The organism is Pseudomonas sp. ASL8 (assembly GCF_056680355.1).
Map to the genome: position 1 here is coordinate 1,920,840 of NZ_CM155278.1, position 23,122 is coordinate 1,943,961.

Consider the following 23,122-nt stretch of genomic DNA (forward strand, 5'->3'; position numbering starts at 1 on the left):
TGAGTCGGAGGTTTTTTTCGTATGACCACTTCTTTGCAACCTGTTTATGCATTAGCGGCCCCAGGCGCAAACCTGGAGGCCTACGTGCACACGGTCAACAGCATTCCCTTGCTGACGCCCGAGCAGGAGCGTGAACTGGCCGAGAGTCTCTATTATGAGCAGGATCTAGGGGCGGCTCGGCAGATGGTGCTCGCCCACCTGCGTTTTGTGGTGCATATCGCACGCAGTTATTCCGGTTATGGCCTGGCACAGGCTGACCTGATCCAGGAAGGCAACGTTGGCCTGATGAAGGCCGTCAAGCGCTTCAACCCGGAAATGGGTGTGCGCCTGGTGTCGTTCGCCGTGCACTGGATCAAAGCTGAAATTCATGAATTCATTCTGCGCAACTGGCGCATCGTCAAAGTCGCCACGACCAAGGCGCAGCGCAAACTGTTCTTCAATCTGCGCAGCCAGAAAAAACGTCTGGCCTGGCTGAACAATGAAGAAGTCCATCGCGTGGCGGAAAGCCTCGGCGTAGAGCCGCGCGAAGTGCGCGAAATGGAAAGCCGTCTGACCGGCCACGACATGGCATTCGATCCGGCTGCCGAAGCGGACGACGACAGCGCCTTCCAGTCGCCCGCCAATTATCTGGAAGACCACCGTTACGACCCGGCACGGCAGTTGGAAGATTCCGACTGGACCGATAACTCCACCGCCAATCTGCACCAGGCGCTGGACGTGCTTGATGATCGTAGCCGTGACATTCTCTATCAGCGCTGGTTGTCTGAAGAGAAGGCCACGCTGCATGACCTGGCGCAGAAATACAACGTCTCCGCCGAGCGTATTCGTCAGCTTGAAAAAAGCGCGATGAACAAGCTGAAACTGTCGATCGCCGCGTAAACAGCTGCTCGACACACAAAAACGCCCCGACCATGTGATCGGGGCGTTTTTTGTTGTGTCAGGTGAACCGCGTCAGTCCAGACGCCAACAATCCTGAATCAAAACGTCCGGCTGTGGTTCAACCCCACCAGATACTCATCCCCACCCAACTGACGCATCTGCTGGCGAATCCAGCCGGCACGGCGCGCCACATAGCTGCTGGGGTGGCTGGCGCTCCACTGGCGGGGATTGGGCAGCACGGCGGCGAGGTAGCTGGCCTGTTGCACCGAGAGCCCGCCAGCGCTCACACCGAAGTGATGCCGCGCAGCCGCTTCGGCGCCAAACACGCCGTCGTCCCACTCGACGCTGTTGAGGTAAACCTCGAGAATTCGCTGCTTGGACCAGAACACCTCGATCAACCCGGTGAACCAGGCCTCCAGCCCTTTGCGCAGCCAGCTACGGCCCGACCACAAGAACAGGTTCTTCGATACCTGCTGGCTCAGCGTACTGGCGCCGCGTACCGAGCCGCCGAGTTCGTTATGGGCCAGCGCCGCCTGAATCGCATCGACATCGAAACCCCAGTGCTCGGCGAATTTCTGGTCTTCACCCGCGATCACCGCCACTTTCAAATCGTTGGAGATTTTGTCCCAGGGCTGCCAGGTGCGTTGCAGGTCGATAGGCTGGCCGTCAGTCCAGGATTCGATCTTGCGCTCGACCATCAGCGCGGTGCCGGGTGGCGGCACCCAACGAAAGACCAATACCAGCACAACGCTGGCCGCTGCGAACCAGAACAGGGCTTTGACGACACGGTTGAAGAGGAAACGCAGCATAAGAGATGGCTTGGCCGGAGCAGTTGAGCGGGCCATTATACAGACCCTGTGCAATCGAATGATCGTGGACTGGAGTTTGAGATGTTTCGTGGCTTCTTGATGCTTGCTGCCTTTTTCGGTTTTACCGGCGTAGCCCTTGGCGCGTTTGCCGCTCACGGCCTGAAAGACCGCCTGAGCGCGGAGTACCTGGCGATTTTCCATACAGGCGTGATGTACCAGTTGGTCCACACCTTGGCCTTATTGGCCGTTGCATTGCTTGCCGTGCAGATCCCTGGCCGTTTGATGACGTGGGCGGGCATCTCGTTTGTCGTCGGTATTGTGTTGTTCTCTGGCAGCCTGTACCTGTTGACCCTGACCGGTGTCACCCGGCTCGGGATCATCACCCCGTTTGGTGGGCTGGCCTTTCTGGTGGGCTGGCTGCTGCTGGGCATGGCGGCATGGCGCCTGGGCACGGTCTAACGTATTACGAGCCTGCCCCTTGGGCTCCACTTGAGACGAATGGCGTGGCTTTGCCTTGGTCATACGTAATGATCGGGCTAGAATGCTGGCCCTTAAAATGATGGCTGCTTATCGCATGCACATTCAGTTGAACGGTGAATCCTTTGAACTGCCCGACGGTGAAACCGTCGCGGCGTTGCTTATCCGTCTGGACCTGACCGGGCGTCGAGTGGCGGTCGAGCTCAATCTGGATATTGTGCCGCGCAGCCAGCACGTCTCCACGGCCCTGCGCGAAGGCGATCAGGTTGAAGTGGTGCACGCCATCGGTGGCGGCTAGGCCGCTTCAGTCGATCTGGCGGGTCGTCAGTCTTTCGATTCAAATCTGCAAGAACCTCAACCTTAAAGAGGATTTCCGATGAGCAACGTTCGCACCGACAAGCCTTTCACTCTGGCCGGTCGTACTTTCCAGTCGCGCCTGCTGGTTGGCACGGGCAAGTACCCGGACATGGAGTCCACGCGCCTGGCCATTGAAGCCTCGGGTGCCGAGATTGTCACCGTCGCCGTGCGTCGGACCAACCTTGGGCAGAACCCGGGTGAGCCGAACCTGCTCGACATCCTGCCGCCGGATCGTTACACCATCCTGCCAAACACCGCCGGTTGCTTCGATGCCATCGAAGCCGTGCGCACCTGCCGCCTGGCCCGTGAGCTGCTCGACGGTAAAAACCTGGTCAAGCTGGAAGTCCTGGCCGACCAGAAAACCCTGTTTCCTAACGTGATCGAAACCCTCAAGGCCGCCGAAATTCTGGTCAAAGATGGTTTCGACGTGATGGTGTACACGAGCGATGACCCGATTATTGCGCGCCAACTGGCGGAAATCGGCTGCATCGCGGTCATGCCGCTGGCAGGTCTGATCGGCACCGGTCTGGGTATCTGCAATCCCTACAACCTGCAGATCATCCTCGAAGAAGCCAAAGTGCCGGTTCTGGTCGATGCGGGCGTCGGTACTGCTTCCGATGCCACCATTGCCATGGAACTGGGCTGTGAGGCGGTGCTGATGAACTCGGCCATCGCCCACGCGCAAAATCCGGTGATGATGGCCGAAGCCATGAAGCACGCGATTGTTGCCGGTCGTCTGGCGTACCTCGCTGGCCGTATGCCAAAGAAACTCTATGCCAGCGCCTCCTCGCCGCTGGATGGTCTGATCAAGTAAGAGCCCGTTGATGACTGATTCGCACGTTTCCAACCAAGAGCCGTCTGTTCCCGAACAGGGCGAAGAGCGCCAACACCGTCGCATCAAGAGTTTCGTGATGCGCGCCGGACGTATGACCGAAGGCCAGCAACGCGGCCTCGATCAGGGCCGGCCGCTGTTCGTCCTGCCGCTGGCGGATGCGCCCGTGGACTTTGATCAGGTATTCGGTCGCTCTGCGCCACGTACCCTGGAAATCGGCTTCGGCATGGGCCATTCGCTGCTGGAAATGGCGGCGGCCTCGCCCGAGCACGATTTCATTGGCGTCGAAGTGCATTACCCGGGTGTCGGTGCGCTGCTGAATGGCGTGCTGACCCAGGGGCTGACCAATGTGCGCGTCTACGATTGCGATGCCATCGAAGTGCTCAACCGTTGCATCGCCGACAACAGCCTCGACCGCTTGATGCTGTTCTTCCCGGACCCGTGGCACAAAAGCCGTCATCACAAACGCCGCATCGTTCAGCCAGAGTTCGCCGAGTTGGTGCGCAGCAAGCTCAAGGTAGGCGGCATTCTGCACATGGCCACCGACTGGGAACCCTATGCCGAGTACATGCTGGAAGTGATGAACGTCGCGCCGGGCTATCGCAACCAGGCCGAAGACGGCAAATGCGTGCCTCGCCCAACCGAGCGCCCAATCACCAAGTTCGAACGTCGCGGTGAGCGACTCGGGCATGGTGTGTGGGATTTGAAGTTCGAGAAGCTGGCGTAAAACCTGTAGGAGCGCGCTTGCATCCTGAAGGTCGTGCCGACCTTATCGCGGGCAAGCGCGCTCCTACAGGTGTTCTTTAGCGGCGATCCGCTACAACACCAATCAAGACCAACACCACCAGCAGCACGGGCGCAAGGCTGTAGTTGTTGAACTGGCTCAGCCCGCGGATAACCCACGGGGTGGCGTAGATCAGTGCTGCGCCGCTGCCGATTGTGCACAGCAGGGCCATGACCGGTACGCGCAACGCACCCGCCAGCCCACCGATACGTCCTTCCAGCCAGCCTTTGATGTCGGCCCCAAACAACACCAATAGACAACCGACCAACGCCAGGGCGATTTCGGAAAGGTTGCTGCGGCTCCAGCGCGAGACGGTGGCGAGCAGGTCGAGTACAAAGTCCATGCAAAGTCCTTAGGTCAAAAAATAGTGCAGCAAGTCATTGAGGAACAATTGCCCCCGGGCGCTGGCGACCAGACGTGTCGGATCAGTGTCCAGAAGGCCGCGCTGTTCGGCCTGTTGCCGGGCGCTGGCCAGGGTGTCGAGGCTTAGACCGGTGCGCTCGCGAAATAGCTCCGCGTCGACGCCATTTGTCAGGCGCAGGGCATTCATCAGGAATTCGAAGGGCATGTCTTCGTTGCTGAGCAGCTTTTCGCCGGCCTTGAACGCCTTGTTCGGGTTCAGATAATCCTTGGGCAGACGGGTTTTCCAGGTGCGCACGATGCGCCCGTCGGGATGGCTGAGCTTGCCATGCGCGCCGGCACCGATGCCGATGAAGTCGCCGAACCTCCAGTAATTGAGGTTATGCCGTGCAGGCCTGCCGGGTTGGGCGTAGGCCGACACTTCGTATTGCGCGTAACCGTGCTCTGCGAGTAACGCCTGTCCGGCCTCTTGAATGTCCCACAGGATGTCGTCCTCCGGCAGGGTTGGCGGCTGGTTCCAGAACACCGTGTTCGGTTCCAGCGTCAGTTGGTACCACGACAGATGCGTCGGCGCTAACGCGATGGCCTGGCGCAAATCGTTCAGTGCGTCTTCCTGCGACTGATCCGGTAAACCGTGCATCAAGTCCAGGTTGAAGTTGTCAAAACCCGCCTGGCGCGCCATGTCGGCTGCACGAATCGCTTCGTCGCCATTGTGGATGCGACCCAGCGCCTTGAGCTTCTCTTCCTGAAAACTCTGAATGCCAATCGACAGCCGATTGATGCCAAGCCCGCGATACGCGCTGAATTTGGCTTGTTCAAACGTGCCGGGGTTGGCTTCAAGAGTGATTTCGATGTCACTGGCAAAACGGATGCGCTGTTCCACGCCCTTGAGCAGACGCCCCAGCGCGTTGGCGCTGAACAGGCTGGGCGTGCCGCCGCCGAAGAAAATCGAGCTCAGCTCGCGGCCATGAACGTGCGGCAGGTCCTGATCAAGGTCCGCCAGCAACGCGTCGACGTATTCCTGCTCGGGCAGGACCGGGCTGGCCGTGTGTGAGTTGAAGTCGCAATACGGGCATTTGCGCACGCACCACGGGATATGGATGTACAGCGCCAAGGGCGGCAGGTGCGGCAGGCCTGCCCTGGGGCTTTGGGTGGAAGGGGCGGCCGAGGAAAAACCGGTCTCACCCAGAAACAGCGGTTGTACAGGCGTGTCCGGTGTCATTGCAGGCTCAAGCGCTGACGCAGCAACACCATGGCGCGGGCGCGGTGGCTGAGCTGGTTTTTCTCTACGGGGCTGAGCTCTGCGCTCGAACAGTCGCGTTCGGGCACCCAGAACAACGGGTCGTAGCCGAAACCGTGTTCACCGCTTGCAGCGCTCAGGATGCGCCCGTGCCACAGGCCTTCGCAGATGATCGGCAGCGGATCGTCTGCGTGCCGTACCAGCGCCAGAACACAGACGAATTGCGCGCCACGCTGCTCGGCGGGTACATCTTTCAACGCCTCCAGCAGCTTGGCGTTGTTCGCCGCATCGCCTTGGCCGTCGGCGTACCGGGCCGAATAAATGCCTGGCGCACCGCCAAGAAAGTCCACGGCCAGCCCGGAGTCGTCGGCCAGCGCCGGCAGTCCGGAAATCCGGGCGGCATTGCGCGCCTTGAGGATCGCGTTCTCGACGAAGGACAGGCCGGTCTCTTCCGGCTCGACACGGCTGAACTCACCGATGGAGCGCAGGTGCACGGAGTCACCAAGCATGGCCTGGAGTTCTTTCAGCTTGCCAGCGTTATGGCTGGCCAGAACAAGTTGCGTAAACGTCATCATTCGCCTGGAAACAGTTCCTGGTTAAAGCTGAAGCTGTTGGTCGCGCCACCAGCCTGAACATTGATAGTAAAAGTAAGGGTTTCTTGCTGCACGATCGGGAATTGCGCGATGTAATACACGGCGCCTTGATCGGTGATTTGCTTGAACGTCAGGGTGGTGCTGCGACCGGTCAGGTCTTTGACCGTGCCGGTGACGCTGGCTGCGCTGGGCTTGTCGGCCTTGAGCACGGCGATGTTCATGACGCCCTGATTCTTGCTGCGCACAAGGCCAGTGGCCTTGGCAATGTCAGGCTGCAGGAAGCTGGACGTGAAGGCACTGTAGTGCACCGTCACATCGCCAAATTTTTCCAGGCGTTCGGGCTTGGCGTAATCAGCGGCCATGGCCGGCAGGGCCAGGCATAGAGCACATAGAAACAGAGCTAAGCGACGCATGATCGTTCTCCTTGGGCAGTGGTTCAAATCGCGATCTGGTGATCTTGCAGGCCAGGGCTGCTGACGCGGTAGATCCCGATCTCTCCTAACAGATTAGGCCATAGCTTGCTGGCCCAGCCATGTCGATGTTGTTGATCGACGGCCAGCCGGTTGATGACGCGCGCTTTGCGGCCACGGCACAGCTCTTCGAAGTCGCCGAACGTACAGAAGTGGATGTTCGGCGTGTTGTACCAGGTATACGGCAGAAAGTCGGACACCGGCATCCGGCCCTTGCTGGCCAAGTACCAACGGCAGCGCCAGTGACCGAAGTTGGGAAAGGTGATGATGCACTGACGACCGACCCGCAGCATCTCGTCGAGAATCCGGTCGGGGTAGTGCACGGCTTGCAGTGCCTGGGTCATGACCACGACATCGAAGCTGTTGCTGGCGAAATTGCCCAGGCCTTTGTCCAGGTCCTGCTCAATGACGTTAACGCCCTTGGCGACGCAGTGAGCGATGTTGTCGGCGTCGTTTTCCAGGCCGTAACCCGTGACTTGCTTGTTATCGCGCAGCCAGGCCAGCAGTTCGCCATCGCCGCAACCGAGGTCGAGCACCCGGCTGCCGGCAGGGATCCAGTCTTGGATAATTTCCAGGTCGGCTCTCATGGTGTCCTCAGAGTGCAATTCGGTTCATGTAGCTGGTGAAGGCCTGCAAGTAGCGCGGGATCGGAATCAGAAAGGCGTCATGGCCTTGCGGAGCATCGATTTCGAGGTAGCAGACGTTCTTTTTCGCCGCCATCAACGCATCCACCAGCTCTCGCGAACGGGCCGGTGAGAAGCGCCAGTCGGTGGTGAAGGAGATCACGCAGAAATCAGCCTTGGCCCCGGCAAAGGTCAGTGCCAGGTTGTCGCCGTGATTGGCGGCTGGGTCGAAGTAGTCCAGCGCCTTGGTCATCAGCAGATAGGTGTTGGCATCGAAGCGCCCGGAGAACTCTTCACCCTGATAGCGCAGGTAGCTTTCAACCTGGAACTCGACGCTGTGGAAGTCGTAGTTGAGTTTTTCGCTCTTCAGGCCGCGACCGAATTTCTCGCCCATGGAGTCATCGGACAGGTACGTGATGTGCCCGACCATGCGCGCCAGCATCAGGCCGCGCTTGGGGATCACACCGTATTCCTGGAAGTAACCGCCATGGAAGTCCGGGTCGGACAGGATGGCCTGCCGCGCCACTTCGTTGAAGGCGATGTTCTGCGCCGACAACTTGGGCGCCGATGCGATAGCCAGGCAGTGGCGGACGCGGTCCGGGTAGCTGATGGTCCACTGCAACGCCTGCATGCCGCCCAGGCTGCCACCGACCACGGCCGCCCATTGCTGGATGCCGAGGGTGTCGGCCAGGCGTGCCTGACTGTTGACCCAGTCTTCCACGGTCAGCACCGGGAAATCGGCGCCGAAAGGCTTGCCGGTCTCGGGATTGATGCTGCTGGGGCCAGTCGAGCCATTGCAGCCGCCAAGGTTGTTCAGGCTGACGACAAAGAATGTGTTGGTGTCGATAGGCTTGCCGGGGCCGATGCAGCTGTCCCACCAGCCGGGCTTGCGCTCATCGACGCTATGGAAGCCGGCCGCATGATGGTGCCCGGAGAGTGCATGGCAGATCAGCACGGCGTTGCTACGGGCGGCGTTGAGCTCGCCGTAGGTTTCGTAAATCAGGTCGTAGGCAGGCAGCGAACGACCGCAGGCCAAAGCCAGCGGTTCGCTGAAATGCACCCGTTGCGGTGTGACCAGACCAACAGAATCGTGGGGAAAGACCGTGGGCATCGACCCTGCTCTCGCATAAATGAGGCGTAAGTCTAAAGACCGCGGCCTTTAGCAGCAAGCAAACACCGGACCTGCCGGTGCCTGCATGTGGCGGAGTGAGGCTTAGATCAGCAGACGCAGGGCTTCAGGCATATAGGTCATGGCGGCGAGGTTGTTGATCACCAGCATGTCCAGCAGCTTGAGTGCCATGAACGCCAGGATCGGCGAAATATCCAGACCGCCCAGGTTCGGCAGAATCTTGCGGAACGGCGCCAGAGCAGGCTCGCAGATCTGATTGACCAGTTCTGCGCCAGGGTTATGGCTGCCCGGTGCGACCCAGGACAGGATCACGCTGATGATCAGGGCGTAGAAGAAAATCTTCAGGAACAGTGAGGTGACCGCAATCAGCGACCAGACCAGCAACAGCAGCGGGTTGTTTATGTACCCTACAGCCAACAGGAAGATCAGGGCGAACAGCAAAAACTGCACGATGATCGCCAGAACCAGCGAGGACATGTCCAGCCCGAACATGCTCGGAATGATCCGCCGCAGCGGCTTGAGCAGTGGCTGGGTGGCGCGCACGGCGAACTGGCTCAGAGGGTTGTAGAAGTCTGCCCGAACCAGTTGCAGCACGAAGCGCAGCAGGATGATCAGCAGGTACAAGCTGCCGACGGTTTGCAGAACATAAATTGCAGCGGTGCTCAGTCCGATCATCGGTGTGCTCCTCAATGGCCTAAAAAGTTACTGGCCCAGCTGTTCGGCCATTTCTGCCGAACGATGCGCGGCAGCAGTGAGTGCTGTTTCGACCAGGGCTTCGAAGCCGCCAGCCTGGAAAGATTTGATAGCCGCTTCCGTGGTGCCCGCAGGGGAGGTTACACGGCGGCGCAGCTCGGCGGCATCAACATCGCTGCCTGTGGCCATCAGCGCCGCGCCCAAGGCGGTCTGCAGGGTCAGTTGAGCGGCAGTCTCGCGCGGCAGGCCGAGCTTTTCGCCTGCGGCGGTCATGGCTTCGATCAACAGGAAGAAATACGCCGGACCACTGCCGGACACTGCGGTGACCGCGTCCAGCTGCTTTTCATCGTCCAGCCACAGCACAATGCCGACGGCGGACAGGAGTTGCCCGGCCTGCTCGCGTTGTTCGCTGGAAACACGGGCGGTGGCGTACAGGCCGCTGACGCCCTGGCGCAGGAGTGCCGGGGTGTTGGGCATGCAGCGCACGATCGGGTGTTCACCCAGCCACTTGTTCATGCTGGCGCAGGTGATACCGGCGGCGATGGACACGACCAGTTGGCCGGGCTTGAGGCTCGGGCGCAATGCTTCGCACACGGCCTTCATCATTTGTGGCTTTACCGCGATCAGCACGACGTCCGCGCCTTCGATGGCTTGGGCGTTGTCGGCGAACAGCTCAATGCCATGCTCGGCGGCGACTTTGGCGCGCTGCTCTGCGCCGGGATCGCTGGCACGAATCAGCGCCGCGTCCACGCCTTGGGCGCGCAGCCCGCCGATCAGGCTGGTGGCCATGTTTCCGGCACCGATAAAGGCAATGCGAGTGTTGCTCATGACTGAGTTCCTGTTAGCAAAATGGATTTATGGCTGGCCGTAATCGCGGGCACCAAAAAGAGCCGTTCCGATTCGAACCCAGGTCGCGCCTTGTGCAATGGCGGCTTCCAGGTCGTGGCTCATGCCCATGGACAGTGTGTCCAGCGGCAGGTTCAGGCTGTCTTGCAGGCGGCGTACCGTCGCAAAAGCAGCGTTTTGTTCGGCGCTGTCTTCGGTGGGTTCGGGAATAGCCATTAGCCCGCGCAACGTCAAACGCGGCAATGCGCTGATGGCGGCGGCCAAGGCGGGCAGGTCGGCCGGCGTGCAGCCAGACTTGCTCGCTTCGCCACTGACGTTGACCTGAATGCAGATGTTGAGGGGCGGCAGTTCGGCGGGGCGTTGTTCTGACAGACGTTGAGCGATTTTCAAGCGATCCACAGAGTGCACCCAGGCAAAGTGCTCGGCGATAGCGCGAGTCTTGTTTGACTGAATGGGGCCGATGAAATGCCAACACAAGGGCAGGTCAGCTAATTCAAGCTGTTTGCTCAAGGCTTCCTGCAAGTAGTTTTCGCCGAAGTCACGCAGTCCGGCGGCGAACGCCTCGCGCAAGGCAGCGGCAGGTTTGGTTTTGCTTACGGCCAGCAAGCCGATGGTCGATGGGTCGCGTTGCGCCGCAAGGGCTGCTGCGCGAATTCGCTCATCAACTTGGGAAACGTTGTCTGCTATCGTGGACATTGATTTGCGCCAGCAGGGCTAAAGTCTGCGGCATTCTATGTGATTGGGGAGCCCTATGGATATTACCGAGCTGCTGGCTTTCAGTGCCAAGCAGGGCGCGTCGGACTTGCATCTCTCCGCCGGGCTGCCACCGATGATTCGAGTCGATGGCGATGTACGGCGGATCAACCTGCCAGCGCTGGACCACAAACAGGTTCAGGCGCTGATCTACGACATCATGAACGACAAGCAGCGCAAGGACTTCGAGGAGTTTTTGGAGACTGACTTTTCCTTCGAAGTGCCCGGTATTGCGCGGTTCCGGGTGAACGCCTTCAACCAGAACCGGGGTGCCGGTGCGGTATTTCGGACCATTCCGTCGAAAGTCCTGACCATGGACGATCTCGGCATGGGAGAAGTGTTTCGCAAGATTACCGACGTACCGCGCGGTCTGGTATTGGTCACCGGCCCAACCGGTTCAGGGAAGTCCACCACCCTGGCGGCGATGATCGATTACCTGAACAGCAACAAGCATCACCACATTCTGACGATTGAAGACCCGATCGAGTTCGTCCACGAGTCGAAGAAGTGCCTGGTCAACCAGCGTGAAGTCCATCGCGACACACTGGGTTTCGCCGAGGCCTTGCGTTCGGCCCTGCGGGAAGACCCGGACATCATTCTGGTGGGTGAAATGCGTGACCTTGAAACCATCCGCCTGGCGCTGACCGCTGCTGAGACCGGACATTTGGTGTTCGGCACGCTGCACACCACGTCGGCTGCGAAAACCATCGACCGGGTTGTCGATGTGTTCCCTGCGCAAGAGAAATCGATGGTGCGCTCGATGCTGTCCGAGTCGTTGCAGGCCGTTATTTCGCAAACGCTGGTCAAGAAAGTCGGTGGCGGGCGGGTCGCCGCACACGAAATCATGATCGGTACACCGGCGATCCGTAACCTTATTCGCGAGGACAAGGTCGCGCAGATGTACTCATCGATCCAGACGGGTGGTTCGTTGGGCATGCAGACGCTGGACATGAGCTTGAAAGAGCTGGTGAGCAAAGGCCTGATCACCCGCGAAGGTGCTCGGGAGAAGGCCAAGACACCAGATAACTTCTAAGCGCGAGGTATTTGCGGGGGAGGGAAGGATGCGCCGAAGGACACTCCGGCGCATTGCCTGCGCTAACGCAGGCTATACCGTCAACGCTGAGAGATGCGCAGGACGGGATCGTTCTTTGGCAGAACCCGCTTGGCGAGCACGTAGTGGTCGTCCCAATAAGGCTTCTTCAGCGTGTCGATAGACACGGCTTTACCGCGGCGCGGGGCATGGATAAAGCGGTCATTGCCCAGGTAAATGGCAACATGATTGACCTTGCTGCTCTTTATCGTGAAGAACAGCAAATCGCCCGGCTTCAGATCCTTGCGTTCAACTTTCTGCCCGTGACCTGCGGCCATGGCATTCGAGGTGCGCGGTAAATCGGCTTCGTTCACGTCGCGGAAGGCGTATTTGACCAGTCCGCTGCAATCGAACCCTTTACTTGGGCTGCTACCGCCCCAACGATAAGGAGTACCCAGCACATTAACTGCACGGCTCAATACGGCGCTGCTCTGCTTGACTGGCATTTGTGCGACGGTGCCGGTTTTGCCTTTGTTCTTGGTTTTGGCTGCGGTTTTGCTCAGGGATTTTTCGTGAGCGGGACGGTGACTTGTCCGGGTTGGAGCTGTTGGCTCGATGGAAGCGGTGGCTGCGGTGAAAGCGGGTGTTGGTGAAGAATGGGATTTTGCGGTGAAACCGTTGAAGCTTGGCGGTAACTGTTGCTCACGGTTGGTGGCGTGGGCGGCCAGCGGCATAAGTAGGCAAATAGTTAGCCATGTCTTGAAAATTGGACGCATTAGGCAGGGCTCTTATTGGTCAGCGCGCAACTTTATAACAGCTTTTTGCGTCGTTCTGACCCCGCTGGTCGAAACAAATGCGGAACGAATGTGCCCATTATTGCGGTAATGTGTCACATGGATTTTGGCAAAGCCCTTAATTACAAGGGCTTGCGCCAGGCTTTTAAGGTTTTTGCCATACGTCGGAGCGCCACATTAAAGTCACAAAATTTACGGATATTTTTTTCTATCAGCTTAAAAGAGGCAGTGAATGAACAGCTATCGTCAGGACGTCCAACCTCAGGACACCCACAGCAAAATTCTCGGCTATCTGCTATGGATTGTCGGTTTTACCGGATCGCATCGCTTTTATTACGGCAAGCCAGTGACCGGTACGATCTGGTTTTTCACATTGGGTCTGCTGGGTATCGGTTGGCTGATCGACCTGTTTTTGATCCCAAGCATGGATCGCGAGGCAGATTTGCGCTTCAACGCAGGTTCCATTGATTACAGCATCGCCTGGATCCTGCTGACATTTCTTGGCGTGTTCGGCGCGCACCGGATGTATCAAGGCAAATGGATCACCGGGATCATCTATCTATTCACCGGCGGATTTTTTCTGCTGGGCGTGTTGTATGACTTCTGGACGCTGAATGACCAGATTTCTATTGAGAATGCGCGGCGGGGGTAGGGGCAGTGAATCCTCGCCAACACGACTGCGCGCAGTCGTGTTGGCGAGTGATTGATCAGCTGCTGTAGCTGATCCGTCCATCCACCAGGGTGTAGCGCACGGCTCCCGGCAGACAGTGACCAAGGAACGGGCAGTTTTCGCCTTTGGACAGCCATTTCTCGCCGACAACAGTAGAAGCCGTCGGGTCGAACAGCACCAGATCCGCTGGCGCACCGACACGCAATTGACCGGCAGGCAGGCGCAAGGCCGCCGCAGGGCCAGCGCTGAGGCGTGCCAGCAGGGTTGGCAGGTCGAGCAGGCCGTCTGCGACCAACGTCATCGCCAGCGGCAATAGCAGCTCAACGCTGCTGATGCCCGGCTCGGTCGCACCGAACGGGGCCAGCTTGGCGTCGCGTTCATGGGGTTGGTGATGGCTGGAGATGGCTTGAACCACCCCGGACTTCACGGCTTCACGCAGGCCATCGCGGTCGGCGCGGGTGCGTAGCGGCGGCTGGACGTGGTACAGGCTGGAGAAGTCGATCAGCGCTTCATCGGTGAGGATAAGCTGATACATCGCCACGTCGGCGGTGACCGGCAGCCCACGGGCCTGCGCCTGAGCGATCAGTTCCACACCGCGCGCACTGGTCAATTGGCTGAAGTGCGCGCGCACGCCGCTTTGTTCCACCAGCAGCAGATCCCGAGCCAAGGCCACGGTTTCGGCAGTCTCGGGAATGCCCGGCAAGCCGAGGAAGCTGGCAGTAGGGCCTTCATGGGCCAGGCCCCCTTCAGCCAGATCGCGGTCCTGAGAATGGAAAATCACCGTCAGGTCGAATGTCGCGGCGTATTCCAGTGCCCGGCACAACGTCCGGGTATTGCGAAAGCTGTCCAGACCATTGCCGAAGGCGACGCAGCCGGCATCGCGCAAGGCAATCAGCTCGGCCAGTTGCTCGCCTTCCAGACCCTTGCTGAAGGCGCCGATAGGGAACACTTTGCAATTGCCGGCTTCGCGTGCGCGGTCGATGATCAGCTCGGCCACGGCGGAGGTGTCGAGCACCGGTTTGGTCCGTGGCGGGCAGCACAAGCTGGTGACGCCGCCAGCTGCTGCGGCTTGGGTCTCACTGGCGATTGTGCCTTTACGGCTGTAGCCCGGTTCGCGCAGGGCTACGTTGAGGTCGACCAGGCCGGGTGCGGCGACCAGGCCCTTGGCCTCGATTGTCTGGCTGGCAACGAAACCTGCTGGAGCCTCGCCGAGGGCGATAATTTTGCCGGCTTCCAGGTGCAGATCAATGACGTTGTCCAGACTGCTGGTGGGGTCGATGACGCGAGCGCCGAGGATGCTGAGCTTCACTGGGCGTTCTCCTGCTCGAATTGACGTTGTGCGGTTTGCCCGCTCATGGCCATGGACAGCACCGCCATGCGGACTGCGATGCCGTAGGTGACCTGGTTGAGGATCACCGAATGGGCGCCGTCGGCCACTGCCGACTCGATCTCCACGCCGCGGTTGATCGGGCCTGGGTGCATGACAATGACGTCCGGTTTGGCGCCGGCCAGACGAGCGGTGGTCAGGCCGAACAGGCGGTAGAACTCACCTTCGCTGGGCAACAGACCGCCCTGCATGCGTTCGCGCTGCAGGCGCAGCATGATCACCACGTCGACGTCTTTGAGGCCGGCAGCCAGGTCGGTGTAGACCTTGACCCCGTACTGCTCGACGCCCACCGGCAACAAGGTTTTCGGCGCGACTACGCGGATGTCCGGGCAGCCGAGGGCTTTGAGCGCAATCATGTTCGAGCGCGCCACCCGCGAGTGCAGGATGTCACCAACGATGGCCACGGAGAGGTTTTCGAAACCACCCTTGTGCCGACGAATGGTGAGCATGTCGAGCATGCCCTGAGTCGGGTGCGCATGGCGGCCGTCGCCACCGTTGATGATCGCGACCTCTGGGCAGACATGTTCGGCGATGAAGTGCGCGGCGCCCGAGTCGCCATGACGCACGACGAACATGTCGGCGGCCATCGCTTCAAGGTTGCGCAGGGTGTCGAACAGCGTTTCGCCCTTGCTGGTGGACGAAGTCGAGACATTCAGGGTAATCACGTCGGCCGACAGCCGTTGGGCAGCCAGTTCGAATGTGGTGCGGGTGCGGGTCGAGTTCTCGAAGAACACGTTGCACACCGTCTTGCCGCGCAGCAGCGGGACTTTCTTTACCGCCCGGGCGCCGACTTCCAGAAAGGAGTCGGCGGTGTCGAGAATTTCGGTGAGTAACTCGCGGGGTAAGCCGTCGAGCGAAAGAAAGTGGCGCAGCTGGCCCTGATGATTGAGCTGCAGTGGGCGCTTGGCGTCGATAGGCGTCATCGCAAGGACTCTTTATTAAGGGCTAGAGGGCGGCGGCGGAGAGGTTCTGGTATTCAAGTGCGAGCGGCGCGGGGCCGAGCAATTTTACCCGCTCATCGGGCGCCAGCGACAGGGTTGCACCGACCACGTTGGGGCGAATCGGCAGCTCCCCGGCGTTAAGGTCGAGCAGGCAGACCAGGGTCACACTGGCCGGACGACCGTAATCGAACAGCTCGTTGAGCGCAGCGCGGATGGTCCGACCGCTCATCAGCACGTCATCGATCAGGACCAGGTGCTGGCCTTCTATCTCGAACGGCAGGGCCGAGGGTCGCACTTGCGGGTGCAAGCCGTTCTGGCTGAAATCGTCGCGGTAGAAGGACACGTCCAGTGTGCCCAGCGGCGACTGGCTGCCCAGTGCTTCAAGCAACGCCTGAGCGACCCAGATGCCGCCCGTGCGAATGCCGATATAACGCGGTTCAGTGATGTTGCGCTGGCTCAGATAGGCCTTCAGATCAATGGCCATCTGGCTGATCAGTGCGGCGGGATTGGGCAGGCTCATGGTTGCTCCTTCAGGGGCCTGAGCGTCTTTCACGCAGGTTGCTCAGGCTGAAAACTGGATGTCTATTCTTTCAATAAAGAGATCGATAAAGCGGTCACGCGTCGAACAGGGCGCCGTTGGCATCCAGCCAGCCCTGCAACAACAGTGCGGCAGCAATGGCGTCCACCGGGTTGTCGCGATAACTGCCTTTCTGCCCGCCACGGGACAGACGCTCGCCCTTGGCTTCAAAGGTGGTCAGGCGCTCGTCGTGGGTATACACCGGTAGGTTGTAGCGGCCGTTGAGTCGACGCGAGAATTTTTCAGCGCGGGCGCTCATGTCGCTCGGCGTGCCGTCCATATTCAGCGGCAGGCCGACGACAATGGCGTCGGGCTTCCATTCGCGGATCAGCGCTTCGACCTTGTCCCAGTCCGGGATGCCGTTCTGCGCTTTCAAGATGCACAGCTCGCGGGCCTGGCCGGTAATCACCTGGCCGACGGCAACGCCGATCTGTTTGGTGCCGTAATCGAAGCCCAGCAAAAGACGTAAAGCCATCAGGCGTGGCCCGCCTGACTGGTCAGCAAGCTGAGATTGACGCCCAGAACGGCCGCCGCCGCATGGAGGCGATGCTCACTCGGGATGTCGAACAGGATGGCTGGGTCGAACGGGCAGGTCAGCCAGATGTTGGCGGCCAGCTCGGCGTCCAGTTGCCCGGCTTCCCAGCCCGCATACCCGAGGGTGATCACATGTTGATCCGGGCCGTAGCCGTCAGCGATAGAGAACAGCACATCCTGAGACGTCGACAGCGCGAGGCCGCCGAGTTCGACCGTTGCCTGAAACTCCGGTCCGCTCGGGTGCAGGACAAAACCGCGATCGGTTTGCACCGGGCCACCGGAATGAATCGGGATGTGCTGGCAGCGCAACGGCGGTTCGATTCCGGGGCGCAGTTGCTCAAGAATATCCGCCAGCGTCAGGCTCTGTGGGCGGTTGATCACCAGACCCATGGCGCCATTTGCGTTGTGCTCGACAATGTAAGTCAAGGTTTGCGCAAAATTCGGATCGGCCATGTGCGGCATGGCAATCAGGAAGTGATGCTTGAGGTAGCTTGCGGGGACGTTTTTCATGAGCCCTAGTGTGGCGCTGCCCGGCGGGCCTGACAACTGGCTAATGTGATAGGTTTTCAGGTCTTCAGTTACTGGACAGCTTATCGCCACGGGCGAAACGCCAGGTGCGAATGATCTCCAGCCGGTCGATGTCGGCCAGATCGCCGGTGAACGGCGCAAAAGGCGCCGCCAATCGCACAATACGTTGCGCCGCTTGATCGAGCAGCGGCTGACCGGACGACTCCAGCACTAATATTTCGAACAGGGAGCCGTCGCGGTTGATCGACACCATCATCCGCAAATTACCGTACACCTGGTTGCGCCGCGCTTCTTCCGGATAGTTGAGATTGCCTATCCGTTCGATTTTTTTACGCCAGTCCTCTTTATACCAGGCACCTTTGTCGCGCATGGTCGACGCAGCGCTGAGGCGATGGATCTTCGGGCGCTTGGCGTACAACTGTTGTTCGTTGGAGAGTTCCGCTTCCAGGCTGGAAATTTCGCTGGTCAGCTGCGAGCTGTCGAAGGTCGGCGCGGCCTTGACGGCGGGCTCTTGCTTGACCTCTTCGCGCTTGCTCACGGTTTTCTGGGTTTTCTGCGCGGTGGTCGCGACCGCTGTTTTCGGTGCTACCTGCTTTTCCACCGGTTTGGCGGCAGGGGGCGGCGTCACCTTGTTGATCTTGGTGTCCTGAAATGGCGCCAGTTCGGTGGTCTTGGGGATCGCCTTCTTGTCCAGCGTGCCGCTGCCCTGCTGATTATCCTGGGCGAGAAAATCGGCTTTTTTCGGCGGGGCTTCGCTTTTGAAGGTGGCGAGGGTGATTTCCAGGGTTTTGGTGATGTCAGGCGGTTTGACGTAAGCGAAGCCCACACCAAGGATCAGCGCTACGTGGATCAGCGCTGCAATCATCAGGGTAAACCCAAGCCGATCAGCCGGGCGCACGCCGGCACGGGCGAGTTCAGGGGGCAGATCGTCGGCCAAAGCGTTCATCAACAGTCCAACATTTTCACAAGCCGCGCATGATAGCGCACTGTCGCAAAGACTGCGGTGTGCGCTGGTCTGGAGCTGGCCGGATCGGCCTGACCCCTGTGCAACCTGCACGGGGATCAGGCCGGGGATAACGTTTATCGGGCCTTGAGCTTCTTCTCGATGGCATCCATCAGCATGGACGCAATGTTGGTGCCGTATGCATTGTCGATTTCACGAATGCACGTCGGGCTGGTGACGTTGATTTCGGTCAGGTGCTCGCCAATGATGTCGATACCAACGAACAGCAGGCCTCTTTCGCGCAGTGTCGGGCCGACTTCGGCCGCGATCCAGCGGTCGTGCGGGGTCAAGGGGCGGGCTTCGCCACGACCACCGGCGGCCAGGTTGCCACGGGTTTCGCCAGCGGCCGGGATGCGTGCGAGGCAGTAAGGCACGGGTTCGCCGTCAATCATCAGGATGCGTTTGTCGCCGTCCTTGATCGCAGGCAGATAGCCTTGGGCCATAATCTGCTGCGTGCCATTGGCTGTCAGGGTTTCGAGGGTCACCGACAGGTTGGGATCGCCCTCGCGGTGGCGGAAGATGGACGTGCCACCCATGCCGTCCAGCGGTTTGAGGATCACATCGCCATGCAGTTCGGCGAATTCGCGCAAGATGTCCATGCGGCGGCTGACCAGGGTCGGCGGCGTGCATTGCGGGAACAACGTGGCAAACAGCTTCTCGTTGCAGTCACGCAGGCTCTGAGGGCGGTTGACCACCAGCACGCCGGCGCGCTCGGCCTGTTCGAGCAGGTACGTGGAGTACACGAACTCCATGTTGAACGGCGGATCCTTGCGCATCAGGATCACGTCGAGGTCATCCAGGCCGCTGTCGACCTCAGCTTCCAGTTCGAACCAGTGCTCGGGGTCGGCGAAGACTTTCAGTGGCTTCATCCGGGCACGTGCCTGGCCGGCGTTCTGGTACAAATCGTGCTGTTCCATATAGAACAGCGACCAACCGCGATCCTGGGCGGCAAGGAGCATGGCCAGCGAGCTGTCCTTTTTATAGGAGATGTCCTCGATGGGGTCCATGACAATCCCTAGGCGAACGCTCATGGGCAATATCCTCTGTCGGTAAGGGCCGCTTGGGCCTGAAAATAGGCGTCAGGGTGGCGCCGTGCATGCGCTGGGTCAAGAGGCAAGCACGCAGCGTCGGGCTTTATGGATTGCGTCTGGAGAGTGTGCTAAAAAGGCTCGGCACTTGGCCTTGGGCCCCGCTAATTAAGGGGCTGGGGGCTCATGGTAGCTCCATGTCAGCCTGTAGACGCCGGGCACAACGCAGCAAATCGACTCGCCGCGGCGATGGTAGAGCAAACATGGAACAGCATTCCACAGCTTTGAAAGTGATGATCATCGACGATTCGAAGACGATTCGCCGCACCGCAGAGACGCTATTAAAGAACGTCGGCTGCGAGGTCATCACCGCGATAGACGGGTTCGATGCGCTGGCGAAGATCGCCGACAATCACCCGCGAATCATTTTCGTCGACATCATGATGCCGCGCCTGGATGGCTATCAGACCTGTGCACTGATCAAGAATAACCGGGCGTTCAAGTCAACGCCGGTGATCATGCTGTCCTCCAGGGACGGCCTGTTCGACAAGGCCAAGGGCCGAATAGTCGGCTCAGACCAGTTTCTGACCAAGCCTTTCAGCAAGGAAGAACTACTGAACGCGATCAAGGCCCATGTGCCGGAGTTCGTTGCAGTAGAACAACAAGTATCTTGATGCCCTGTGACCCTGGCGGGTCGAGAGCATCCATTGCGTATGGGGAATACCATGGCTCGAATTCTGATCGTCGATGATTCGCCGACTGAAATGTACAAGTTGACCGGCATGCTGGAGAAGCACGGTCATCAGGTCCTGAAAGCCGAAAACGGCGCTGATGGCGTTGCCTTGGCCCGTCAGGAAAAACCCGACGCGGTGCTCATGGATATCGTGATGCCTGGTCTCAATGGTTTCCAGGCCACGCGCCAACTGACTAAAGACGCTGACACCAACATGATTCCGGTGATCATCATCACGACCAAGGATCAGGAAACCGACAAAGTCTGGGGCAAGCGCCAGGGCGCGCGTGACTACCTGACCAAGCCGGTGGATGAAGACACCCTGATGAAAACCCTGAATGCGGTATTGGCCGGCTGACGGTCCGCACTCATGGCCGAGTCGAAAACCGCCTTCCAGTTGCTCCTTGAAATCGATCAGCGCTGTCGCTCCCTCGCGGCCGGTCTGCCTTTGCAGGAGACGCGACAGCAAGACTGGAGCGGGATCGGTTTTCGCATGGGCGAGCAGTGTTATGTGGCGCCCATGGGGGAGATCAGCGAGATCCTGCATGAGCCGCGTTGCTCCGTATTGCCTGGGGTAAAGCCCTGGGTCAAGGGCGTGGCCAACTTGCGGGGGCGGTTGCTGCCGATCATGGATTTGTGTGCGTTTTTTGATCATGAGTTGTCGCCAGTGCGAAAGCAGCGGCGCGTGCTGGTGGTCGATCATCAAGATGTGTTCGCCGGGCTGATGGTCGATGAAGTGCTGGGTGTGCAGCATTTCAGTCAACGCAGCTTGATGCCTGAGCCACTTGTCGCGCTCGATGCGGGGGTCGCTCCGTTCATTCAGGGGCAATTCTTGCGTGAGCAGGCCTGGTTGGTATTCAGCCCGCATGCGCTGGCGCAATCACCGGGCTTCATGGATGTAGCGCTGTAACGTTTTTTCGGTGGGCCTCGACGGGCCCTTTTTTATTTCAGGGATGAATAGATGTCGCTGGCCAGGCGGGGGCCTGAATAATGAGCAAGACAGGTAGGTCGTTGGAGGGCGCGCGCAGTCGGTCGCAGATTGTTGTGCTGTTTGTCGCCCTGATCATTTTCATCATGTTGCTGTTCGCTAACTTCGCCTACCTCAACACTCAGTCGAATTACGATAAACAGTACATCGGCCACGCGGGCGAGCTGCGCGTGTTGTCTCAGCGAATCGCCAAAAATGCCTCCGAAGCCGCCGCCGGCAAGGCGCCTGCGTTCAAACTGTTGGCCGATGCCCGCAACGATTTTGATCTGCGTTGGGGCTACCTGAAAAAAGGTGACAAGGCCACCGGGCTACCGTCGGCCCCGTCAGCCGTGCGTGAGGAAATGCAGGCCGTGCAGAAGGACTGGGAGAGTCTGCGCAAGAGCACCGACGTGATTGTCGCCAGTGAACAGACTGTCCTGTCCCTGCATCAAGTGGCGGCAACCCTGGCCGAAACCATTCCGCAGTTGCAGGTCGAGTACGAAAAAGTCGTCGACAGCCTTCTGCAAAATCATGCCCCGGCCAGTCAGGTGGCGGTGGCTCAGCGTCAGTCGCTGTTGGCTGAGCGGATTCTCGGTTCGGTCAACACTGTACTGTCCGGGGATGACACCGCGGTGCAGGCCGCCGATGCATTCGGTCGCGACGCGAGCCTGTTTGGCCGGGTGCTCAATGGCATGATTGAAGGCAATCCGGTGATGAAAATCACCCAGGTCCAGGACCACGATTCCCGCGTGCGCCTGACCGAAATTGCCGAACTGTTCCAGTTCGTCTCAGGCTCCGTGGATGAAATCCTCGAAACCTCGCCCGAGCTGCTTCAAGTGCGTGAATCGGCCAGTACTATCTTCACCACCTCGCAAACCCTGCTCGACGAAGCGTCGGTGCTGGCCGATCATTTTGAGCACCTGGCCAGCGGGCGTTCGATGCACAGCATCGGCGGCTACCTGCTGGGCCTGCTGGCGTTGATGTCGATCATCCTGATCGGCATCGTGATGGTGCGTGAAACCAACCGCCAGTTGCGCGAAACCGCCGAGAAGAACGAGCGTAATCAGCACGCGATCATGCGTCTGCTCGATGAGATCGAAAACCTCGCCGACGGTGATCTGAGGGTCGCCGCGTCCGTGACCGAAGACTTCACCGGGGCGATTGCCGACTCGATCAATTACTCCATCGACCAGTTGCGCGACCTGGTGGCCACGATCAACCTGACTGCGGAGCAAGTCGCGTCAGCGGTGGCAGACACACAGACCACGGCCATGCAATTGGCGGCGGCGTCCGAGCATCAGGCGTTGCAGATTGCCGCAGCCTCGACCGCGATCAATAACATGGCGATTTCCATCGATGAGGTCTCGGCCAATGCGTCGGAGTCTTCGGCGGTGGCAGAGCGGTCGGTGGCCATTGCCAATAAAGGCAACGAGGTGGTGCACAACACCATTAACGGCATGGACAACATCCGTGAGCAGATTCAGGACACCTCCAAGCGGATCAAACGTTTGGGCGAGTCTTCTCAGGAAATCGGCGACATTGTCAGCTTGATCGATGATATTGCTGATCAAACCAATATTCTGGCCCTCAATGCGGCGATACAAGCCTCGATGGCTGGGGATGCCGGACGTGGCTTCGCGGTGGTTGCCGATGAAGTGCAACGGCTGGCGGAGCGTTCTTCGTCGGCCACCAAGCAGATTGAAACCCTGGTTCGGGCGATTCAGAACGACACCAACGAGGCGGTCATCTCCATGGAACAGACGACCAGTGAAGTGGTGCGCGGCGCCCGACTGGCGCAGGATGCCGGGGTAGCGCTGGAGGAAATCGAGGGCGTTTCGAAAACCCTCGCGGCGTTGATTCAGAGCATCACCAACGCTGCGCAGCAGCAGGCGTCCTCTGCGGGGCAGATTTCCCGGACCATGAGCGTGATTCACCAGACCACGACACAAACGACGTCTGGCACCACGGCCACGGCGGAAAGTATCGGCAACCTTGCGAAAATGGCCAGCGAGATGCGGCGTTCGGTGTCTGGTTTTACGTTGCCGCCGTCGTAAGGCCCGGGTTGAACACCTGGGTAAATAATAG

29 protein-coding genes are annotated in these 23,122 nt (G+C 59.7%); 11 read left to right on the plus strand and 18 right to left on the minus strand.

The window, feature by feature from the left end:
- Positions 1–21 precede the first annotated feature (21 nt).
- Entirely contained in the window at positions 22–879 is an 858-nt protein-coding gene (gene rpoH / locus AC1MEA_RS08680) for an RNA polymerase sigma factor RpoH (protein ID WP_219062854.1), read from the plus strand.
- Positions 880–977: 98 nt separating this feature from the next.
- Here the strand turns inward: rpoH and mtgA are convergent, their stop codons facing one another.
- The gene (gene mtgA, locus AC1MEA_RS08685; protein WP_480918114.1) at positions 978–1,688 is read right to left on the minus strand and encodes a monofunctional biosynthetic peptidoglycan transglycosylase; all 711 of its coding nucleotides are present in this window, start codon (positions 1,686–1,688) and stop codon (positions 978–980) included.
- 81 nt (positions 1,689–1,769) lie between these two features.
- On the opposite strand from mtgA, the gene AC1MEA_RS08690 reads away from it, so the two are divergent.
- From AC1MEA_RS08690 to trmB, 4 genes are all read left to right on the plus strand, one after another.
- Positions 1,770–2,147 (plus strand): DUF423 domain-containing protein, encoded by a 378-nt coding sequence (locus AC1MEA_RS08690; protein ID WP_480917418.1) that lies wholly within the window; start codon positions 1,770–1,772, stop codon positions 2,145–2,147.
- Between the two features lie 115 nt (positions 2,148–2,262).
- Positions 2,263–2,463 carry a sulfur carrier protein ThiS gene (thiS, locus tag AC1MEA_RS08695; RefSeq protein WP_219063096.1) on the plus strand — a complete coding sequence of 67 codons (201 nt, stop codon included), beginning with the start codon at positions 2,263–2,265 and terminating at the stop codon, positions 2,461–2,463.
- Positions 2,464–2,541: 78 nt separating this feature from the next.
- A complete protein-coding gene (locus tag AC1MEA_RS08700; protein WP_219062850.1) occupies positions 2,542–3,336 on the plus strand; it encodes a thiazole synthase in 795 nt (264 codons plus the stop codon).
- A gap of 97 nt (positions 3,337–3,433) precedes the next feature.
- Positions 3,434–4,081, plus strand: coding sequence for a tRNA (guanosine(46)-N7)-methyltransferase TrmB (trmB, locus tag AC1MEA_RS08705; protein WP_219063095.1), 648 nt, complete (start codon positions 3,434–3,436; stop codon positions 4,079–4,081).
- Between the two features lie 76 nt (positions 4,082–4,157).
- Here the strand turns inward: trmB and AC1MEA_RS08710 are convergent, their stop codons facing one another.
- From AC1MEA_RS08710 to AC1MEA_RS08750, 9 genes are all read right to left on the minus strand, one after another.
- On the minus strand, positions 4,158–4,481 hold the full coding sequence (locus AC1MEA_RS08710) for a DUF3392 domain-containing protein (RefSeq protein WP_449633814.1): 324 nt from the start codon (positions 4,479–4,481) through the stop codon (positions 4,158–4,160).
- A gap of 9 nt (positions 4,482–4,490) precedes the next feature.
- Complete coding sequence (hemW, locus tag AC1MEA_RS08715) at positions 4,491–5,720, minus strand: radical SAM family heme chaperone HemW (protein WP_480917419.1); 1,230 nt, start codon at positions 5,718–5,720, stop codon at positions 4,491–4,493.
- Positions 5,717–6,313 carry an RdgB/HAM1 family non-canonical purine NTP pyrophosphatase gene (rdgB, locus tag AC1MEA_RS08720; protein WP_480917421.1) on the minus strand — a complete coding sequence of 199 codons (597 nt, stop codon included), beginning with the start codon at positions 6,311–6,313 and terminating at the stop codon, positions 5,717–5,719. Before rdgB ends, hemW begins: the two co-directional genes overlap by 4 nt.
- Positions 6,310–6,744 carry a DUF4426 domain-containing protein gene (locus AC1MEA_RS08725; protein WP_219062844.1) on the minus strand — a complete coding sequence of 145 codons (435 nt, stop codon included), beginning with the start codon at positions 6,742–6,744 and terminating at the stop codon, positions 6,310–6,312. The genes rdgB and AC1MEA_RS08725 overlap by 4 nt, the downstream gene beginning before the upstream one ends.
- Before the next feature lie 23 nt (positions 6,745–6,767).
- A complete protein-coding gene (metW, locus tag AC1MEA_RS08730; protein ID WP_219062843.1) occupies positions 6,768–7,388 on the minus strand; it encodes a methionine biosynthesis protein MetW in 621 nt (206 codons plus the stop codon).
- 7 nt (positions 7,389–7,395) lie between these two features.
- A complete protein-coding gene (metX, locus tag AC1MEA_RS08735; protein WP_480917423.1) occupies positions 7,396–8,535 on the minus strand; it encodes a homoserine O-succinyltransferase MetX in 1,140 nt (379 codons plus the stop codon).
- Between the two features lie 102 nt (positions 8,536–8,637).
- Positions 8,638–9,228 (minus strand): YggT family protein, encoded by a 591-nt coding sequence (locus AC1MEA_RS08740; RefSeq protein WP_219062840.1) that lies wholly within the window; start codon positions 9,226–9,228, stop codon positions 8,638–8,640.
- A gap of 27 nt (positions 9,229–9,255) precedes the next feature.
- Positions 9,256–10,074, minus strand: coding sequence for a pyrroline-5-carboxylate reductase (proC, locus tag AC1MEA_RS08745; protein WP_480917425.1), 819 nt, complete (start codon positions 10,072–10,074; stop codon positions 9,256–9,258).
- A gap of 27 nt (positions 10,075–10,101) precedes the next feature.
- A complete protein-coding gene (locus AC1MEA_RS08750) occupies positions 10,102–10,788 on the minus strand; it encodes a YggS family pyridoxal phosphate-dependent enzyme (RefSeq protein WP_480917427.1) in 687 nt (228 codons plus the stop codon).
- 55 nt (positions 10,789–10,843) lie between these two features.
- On the opposite strand from AC1MEA_RS08750, the gene AC1MEA_RS08755 reads away from it, so the two are divergent.
- On the plus strand, positions 10,844–11,878 hold the full coding sequence (locus tag AC1MEA_RS08755) for a type IV pilus twitching motility protein PilT (protein WP_480917429.1): 1,035 nt from the start codon (positions 10,844–10,846) through the stop codon (positions 11,876–11,878).
- Between the two features lie 80 nt (positions 11,879–11,958).
- On the opposite strand, the gene AC1MEA_RS08760 is transcribed toward AC1MEA_RS08755, so the two are convergent.
- Positions 11,959–12,651: a C40 family peptidase gene (locus tag AC1MEA_RS08760; protein WP_322176873.1), complete on the minus strand. Its 693-nt coding sequence runs from the start codon at positions 12,649–12,651 to the stop codon at positions 11,959–11,961.
- Positions 12,652–12,901: 250 nt separating this feature from the next.
- On the opposite strand from AC1MEA_RS08760, the gene AC1MEA_RS08765 reads away from it, so the two are divergent.
- Complete coding sequence (locus AC1MEA_RS08765; RefSeq protein WP_480917431.1) at positions 12,902–13,321, plus strand: NINE protein; 420 nt, start codon at positions 12,902–12,904, stop codon at positions 13,319–13,321.
- A gap of 55 nt (positions 13,322–13,376) precedes the next feature.
- Here the strand turns inward: AC1MEA_RS08765 and AC1MEA_RS08770 are convergent, their stop codons facing one another.
- From AC1MEA_RS08770 to gshB, 7 genes are all read right to left on the minus strand, one after another.
- The gene (locus AC1MEA_RS08770) at positions 13,377–14,648 is read right to left on the minus strand and encodes a dihydroorotase (RefSeq protein WP_480917432.1); all 1,272 of its coding nucleotides are present in this window, start codon (positions 14,646–14,648) and stop codon (positions 13,377–13,379) included.
- A complete protein-coding gene (locus tag AC1MEA_RS08775; RefSeq protein WP_330200982.1) occupies positions 14,645–15,649 on the minus strand; it encodes an aspartate carbamoyltransferase catalytic subunit in 1,005 nt (334 codons plus the stop codon). The genes AC1MEA_RS08770 and AC1MEA_RS08775 overlap by 4 nt, the downstream gene beginning before the upstream one ends.
- Before the next feature lie 22 nt (positions 15,650–15,671).
- Positions 15,672–16,187, minus strand: coding sequence for a bifunctional pyr operon transcriptional regulator/uracil phosphoribosyltransferase PyrR (pyrR, locus tag AC1MEA_RS08780; protein ID WP_480917434.1), 516 nt, complete (start codon positions 16,185–16,187; stop codon positions 15,672–15,674).
- Between the two features lie 94 nt (positions 16,188–16,281).
- Positions 16,282–16,719: a Holliday junction resolvase RuvX gene (ruvX, locus tag AC1MEA_RS08785; RefSeq protein WP_219063978.1), complete on the minus strand. Its 438-nt coding sequence runs from the start codon at positions 16,717–16,719 to the stop codon at positions 16,282–16,284.
- Positions 16,719–17,288, minus strand: coding sequence for a YqgE/AlgH family protein (locus AC1MEA_RS08790; RefSeq protein ID WP_480917436.1), 570 nt, complete (start codon positions 17,286–17,288; stop codon positions 16,719–16,721). Before AC1MEA_RS08790 ends, ruvX begins: the two co-directional genes overlap by 1 nt.
- 64 nt (positions 17,289–17,352) lie before the next feature.
- Positions 17,353–18,252 (minus strand): energy transducer TonB, encoded by a 900-nt coding sequence (locus AC1MEA_RS08795; RefSeq protein WP_480917438.1) that lies wholly within the window; start codon positions 18,250–18,252, stop codon positions 17,353–17,355.
- 134 nt (positions 18,253–18,386) lie between these two features.
- On the minus strand, positions 18,387–19,340 hold the full coding sequence (gshB, locus tag AC1MEA_RS08800; protein ID WP_480917440.1) for a glutathione synthase: 954 nt from the start codon (positions 19,338–19,340) through the stop codon (positions 18,387–18,389).
- A 260-nt stretch (positions 19,341–19,600) separates the two neighbouring features.
- Here gshB and pilG point away from each other — a divergent pair, with 260 nt between their 5' ends.
- From pilG to AC1MEA_RS08820, 4 genes are all read left to right on the plus strand, one after another.
- Positions 19,601–20,011 (plus strand): twitching motility response regulator PilG, encoded by a 411-nt coding sequence (gene pilG, locus AC1MEA_RS08805; protein WP_219063982.1) that lies wholly within the window; start codon positions 19,601–19,603, stop codon positions 20,009–20,011.
- A 51-nt stretch (positions 20,012–20,062) separates the two neighbouring features.
- The gene (gene pilH, locus AC1MEA_RS08810; protein ID WP_480917442.1) at positions 20,063–20,428 is read left to right on the plus strand and encodes a twitching motility response regulator PilH; all 366 of its coding nucleotides are present in this window, start codon (positions 20,063–20,065) and stop codon (positions 20,426–20,428) included.
- Positions 20,429–20,440: 12 nt separating this feature from the next.
- The gene (locus AC1MEA_RS08815) at positions 20,441–20,980 is read left to right on the plus strand and encodes a chemotaxis protein CheW (RefSeq protein WP_480917443.1); all 540 of its coding nucleotides are present in this window, start codon (positions 20,441–20,443) and stop codon (positions 20,978–20,980) included.
- An 80-nt stretch (positions 20,981–21,060) separates the two neighbouring features.
- On the plus strand, positions 21,061–23,091 hold the full coding sequence (locus AC1MEA_RS08820; protein ID WP_219063985.1) for a methyl-accepting chemotaxis protein: 2,031 nt from the start codon (positions 21,061–21,063) through the stop codon (positions 23,089–23,091).
- Positions 23,092–23,122 lie beyond the last annotated feature (31 nt).

Excerpts from the sequence above, each read along its gene's own strand:
- rpoH (WP_219062854.1), top strand. The coding sequence starts at position 22 with ATGACCACTTCTTTGCAACCTGTTTATGCATTAGCGGCCCCAGGCGCA.
- mtgA (WP_480918114.1), bottom strand. The coding sequence starts at position 1,688 with ATGCTGCGTTTCCTCTTCAACCGTGTCGTCAAAGCCCTGTTCTGGTTC.
- AC1MEA_RS08690 (WP_480917418.1), top strand. The coding sequence starts at position 1,770 with ATGTTTCGTGGCTTCTTGATGCTTGCTGCCTTTTTCGGTTTTACCGGC.
- thiS (WP_219063096.1), top strand. The coding sequence starts at position 2,263 with ATGCACATTCAGTTGAACGGTGAATCCTTTGAACTGCCCGACGGTGAA.
- AC1MEA_RS08700 (WP_219062850.1), top strand. The coding sequence starts at position 2,542 with ATGAGCAACGTTCGCACCGACAAGCCTTTCACTCTGGCCGGTCGTACT.
- trmB (WP_219063095.1), top strand. The coding sequence starts at position 3,434 with ATGCGCGCCGGACGTATGACCGAAGGCCAGCAACGCGGCCTCGATCAG.
- AC1MEA_RS08710 (WP_449633814.1), bottom strand. The coding sequence starts at position 4,481 with ATGGACTTTGTACTCGACCTGCTCGCCACCGTCTCGCGCTGGAGCCGC.
- hemW (WP_480917419.1), bottom strand. The coding sequence starts at position 5,720 with ATGACACCGGACACGCCTGTACAACCGCTGTTTCTGGGTGAGACCGGT.
- rdgB (WP_480917421.1), bottom strand. The coding sequence starts at position 6,313 with ATGATGACGTTTACGCAACTTGTTCTGGCCAGCCATAACGCTGGCAAG.
- AC1MEA_RS08725 (WP_219062844.1), bottom strand. The coding sequence starts at position 6,744 with ATGCGTCGCTTAGCTCTGTTTCTATGTGCTCTATGCCTGGCCCTGCCG.
- metW (WP_219062843.1), bottom strand. The coding sequence starts at position 7,388 with ATGAGAGCCGACCTGGAAATTATCCAAGACTGGATCCCTGCCGGCAGC.
- metX (WP_480917423.1), bottom strand. The coding sequence starts at position 8,535 with ATGCCCACGGTCTTTCCCCACGATTCTGTTGGTCTGGTCACACCGCAA.
- AC1MEA_RS08740 (WP_219062840.1), bottom strand. The coding sequence starts at position 9,228 with ATGATCGGACTGAGCACCGCTGCAATTTATGTTCTGCAAACCGTCGGC.
- proC (WP_480917425.1), bottom strand. The coding sequence starts at position 10,074 with ATGAGCAACACTCGCATTGCCTTTATCGGTGCCGGAAACATGGCCACC.
- AC1MEA_RS08750 (WP_480917427.1), bottom strand. The coding sequence starts at position 10,788 with ATGTCCACGATAGCAGACAACGTTTCCCAAGTTGATGAGCGAATTCGC.
- AC1MEA_RS08755 (WP_480917429.1), top strand. The coding sequence starts at position 10,844 with ATGGATATTACCGAGCTGCTGGCTTTCAGTGCCAAGCAGGGCGCGTCG.
- AC1MEA_RS08760 (WP_322176873.1), bottom strand. The coding sequence starts at position 12,651 with ATGCGTCCAATTTTCAAGACATGGCTAACTATTTGCCTACTTATGCCG.
- AC1MEA_RS08765 (WP_480917431.1), top strand. The coding sequence starts at position 12,902 with ATGAACAGCTATCGTCAGGACGTCCAACCTCAGGACACCCACAGCAAA.
- AC1MEA_RS08775 (WP_330200982.1), bottom strand. The coding sequence starts at position 15,649 with ATGACGCCTATCGACGCCAAGCGCCCACTGCAGCTCAATCATCAGGGC.
- pyrR (WP_480917434.1), bottom strand. The coding sequence starts at position 16,187 with ATGAGCCTGCCCAATCCCGCCGCACTGATCAGCCAGATGGCCATTGAT.
- ruvX (WP_219063978.1), bottom strand. The coding sequence starts at position 16,719 with ATGGCTTTACGTCTTTTGCTGGGCTTCGATTACGGCACCAAACAGATC.
- AC1MEA_RS08790 (WP_480917436.1), bottom strand. The coding sequence starts at position 17,288 with ATGAAAAACGTCCCCGCAAGCTACCTCAAGCATCACTTCCTGATTGCC.
- AC1MEA_RS08795 (WP_480917438.1), bottom strand. The coding sequence starts at position 18,252 with ATGAACGCTTTGGCCGACGATCTGCCCCCTGAACTCGCCCGTGCCGGC.
- gshB (WP_480917440.1), bottom strand. The coding sequence starts at position 19,340 with ATGAGCGTTCGCCTAGGGATTGTCATGGACCCCATCGAGGACATCTCC.
- pilG (WP_219063982.1), top strand. The coding sequence starts at position 19,601 with ATGGAACAGCATTCCACAGCTTTGAAAGTGATGATCATCGACGATTCG.
- pilH (WP_480917442.1), top strand. The coding sequence starts at position 20,063 with ATGGCTCGAATTCTGATCGTCGATGATTCGCCGACTGAAATGTACAAG.
- AC1MEA_RS08815 (WP_480917443.1), top strand. The coding sequence starts at position 20,441 with ATGGCCGAGTCGAAAACCGCCTTCCAGTTGCTCCTTGAAATCGATCAG.
- AC1MEA_RS08820 (WP_219063985.1), top strand. The coding sequence starts at position 21,061 with ATGAGCAAGACAGGTAGGTCGTTGGAGGGCGCGCGCAGTCGGTCGCAG.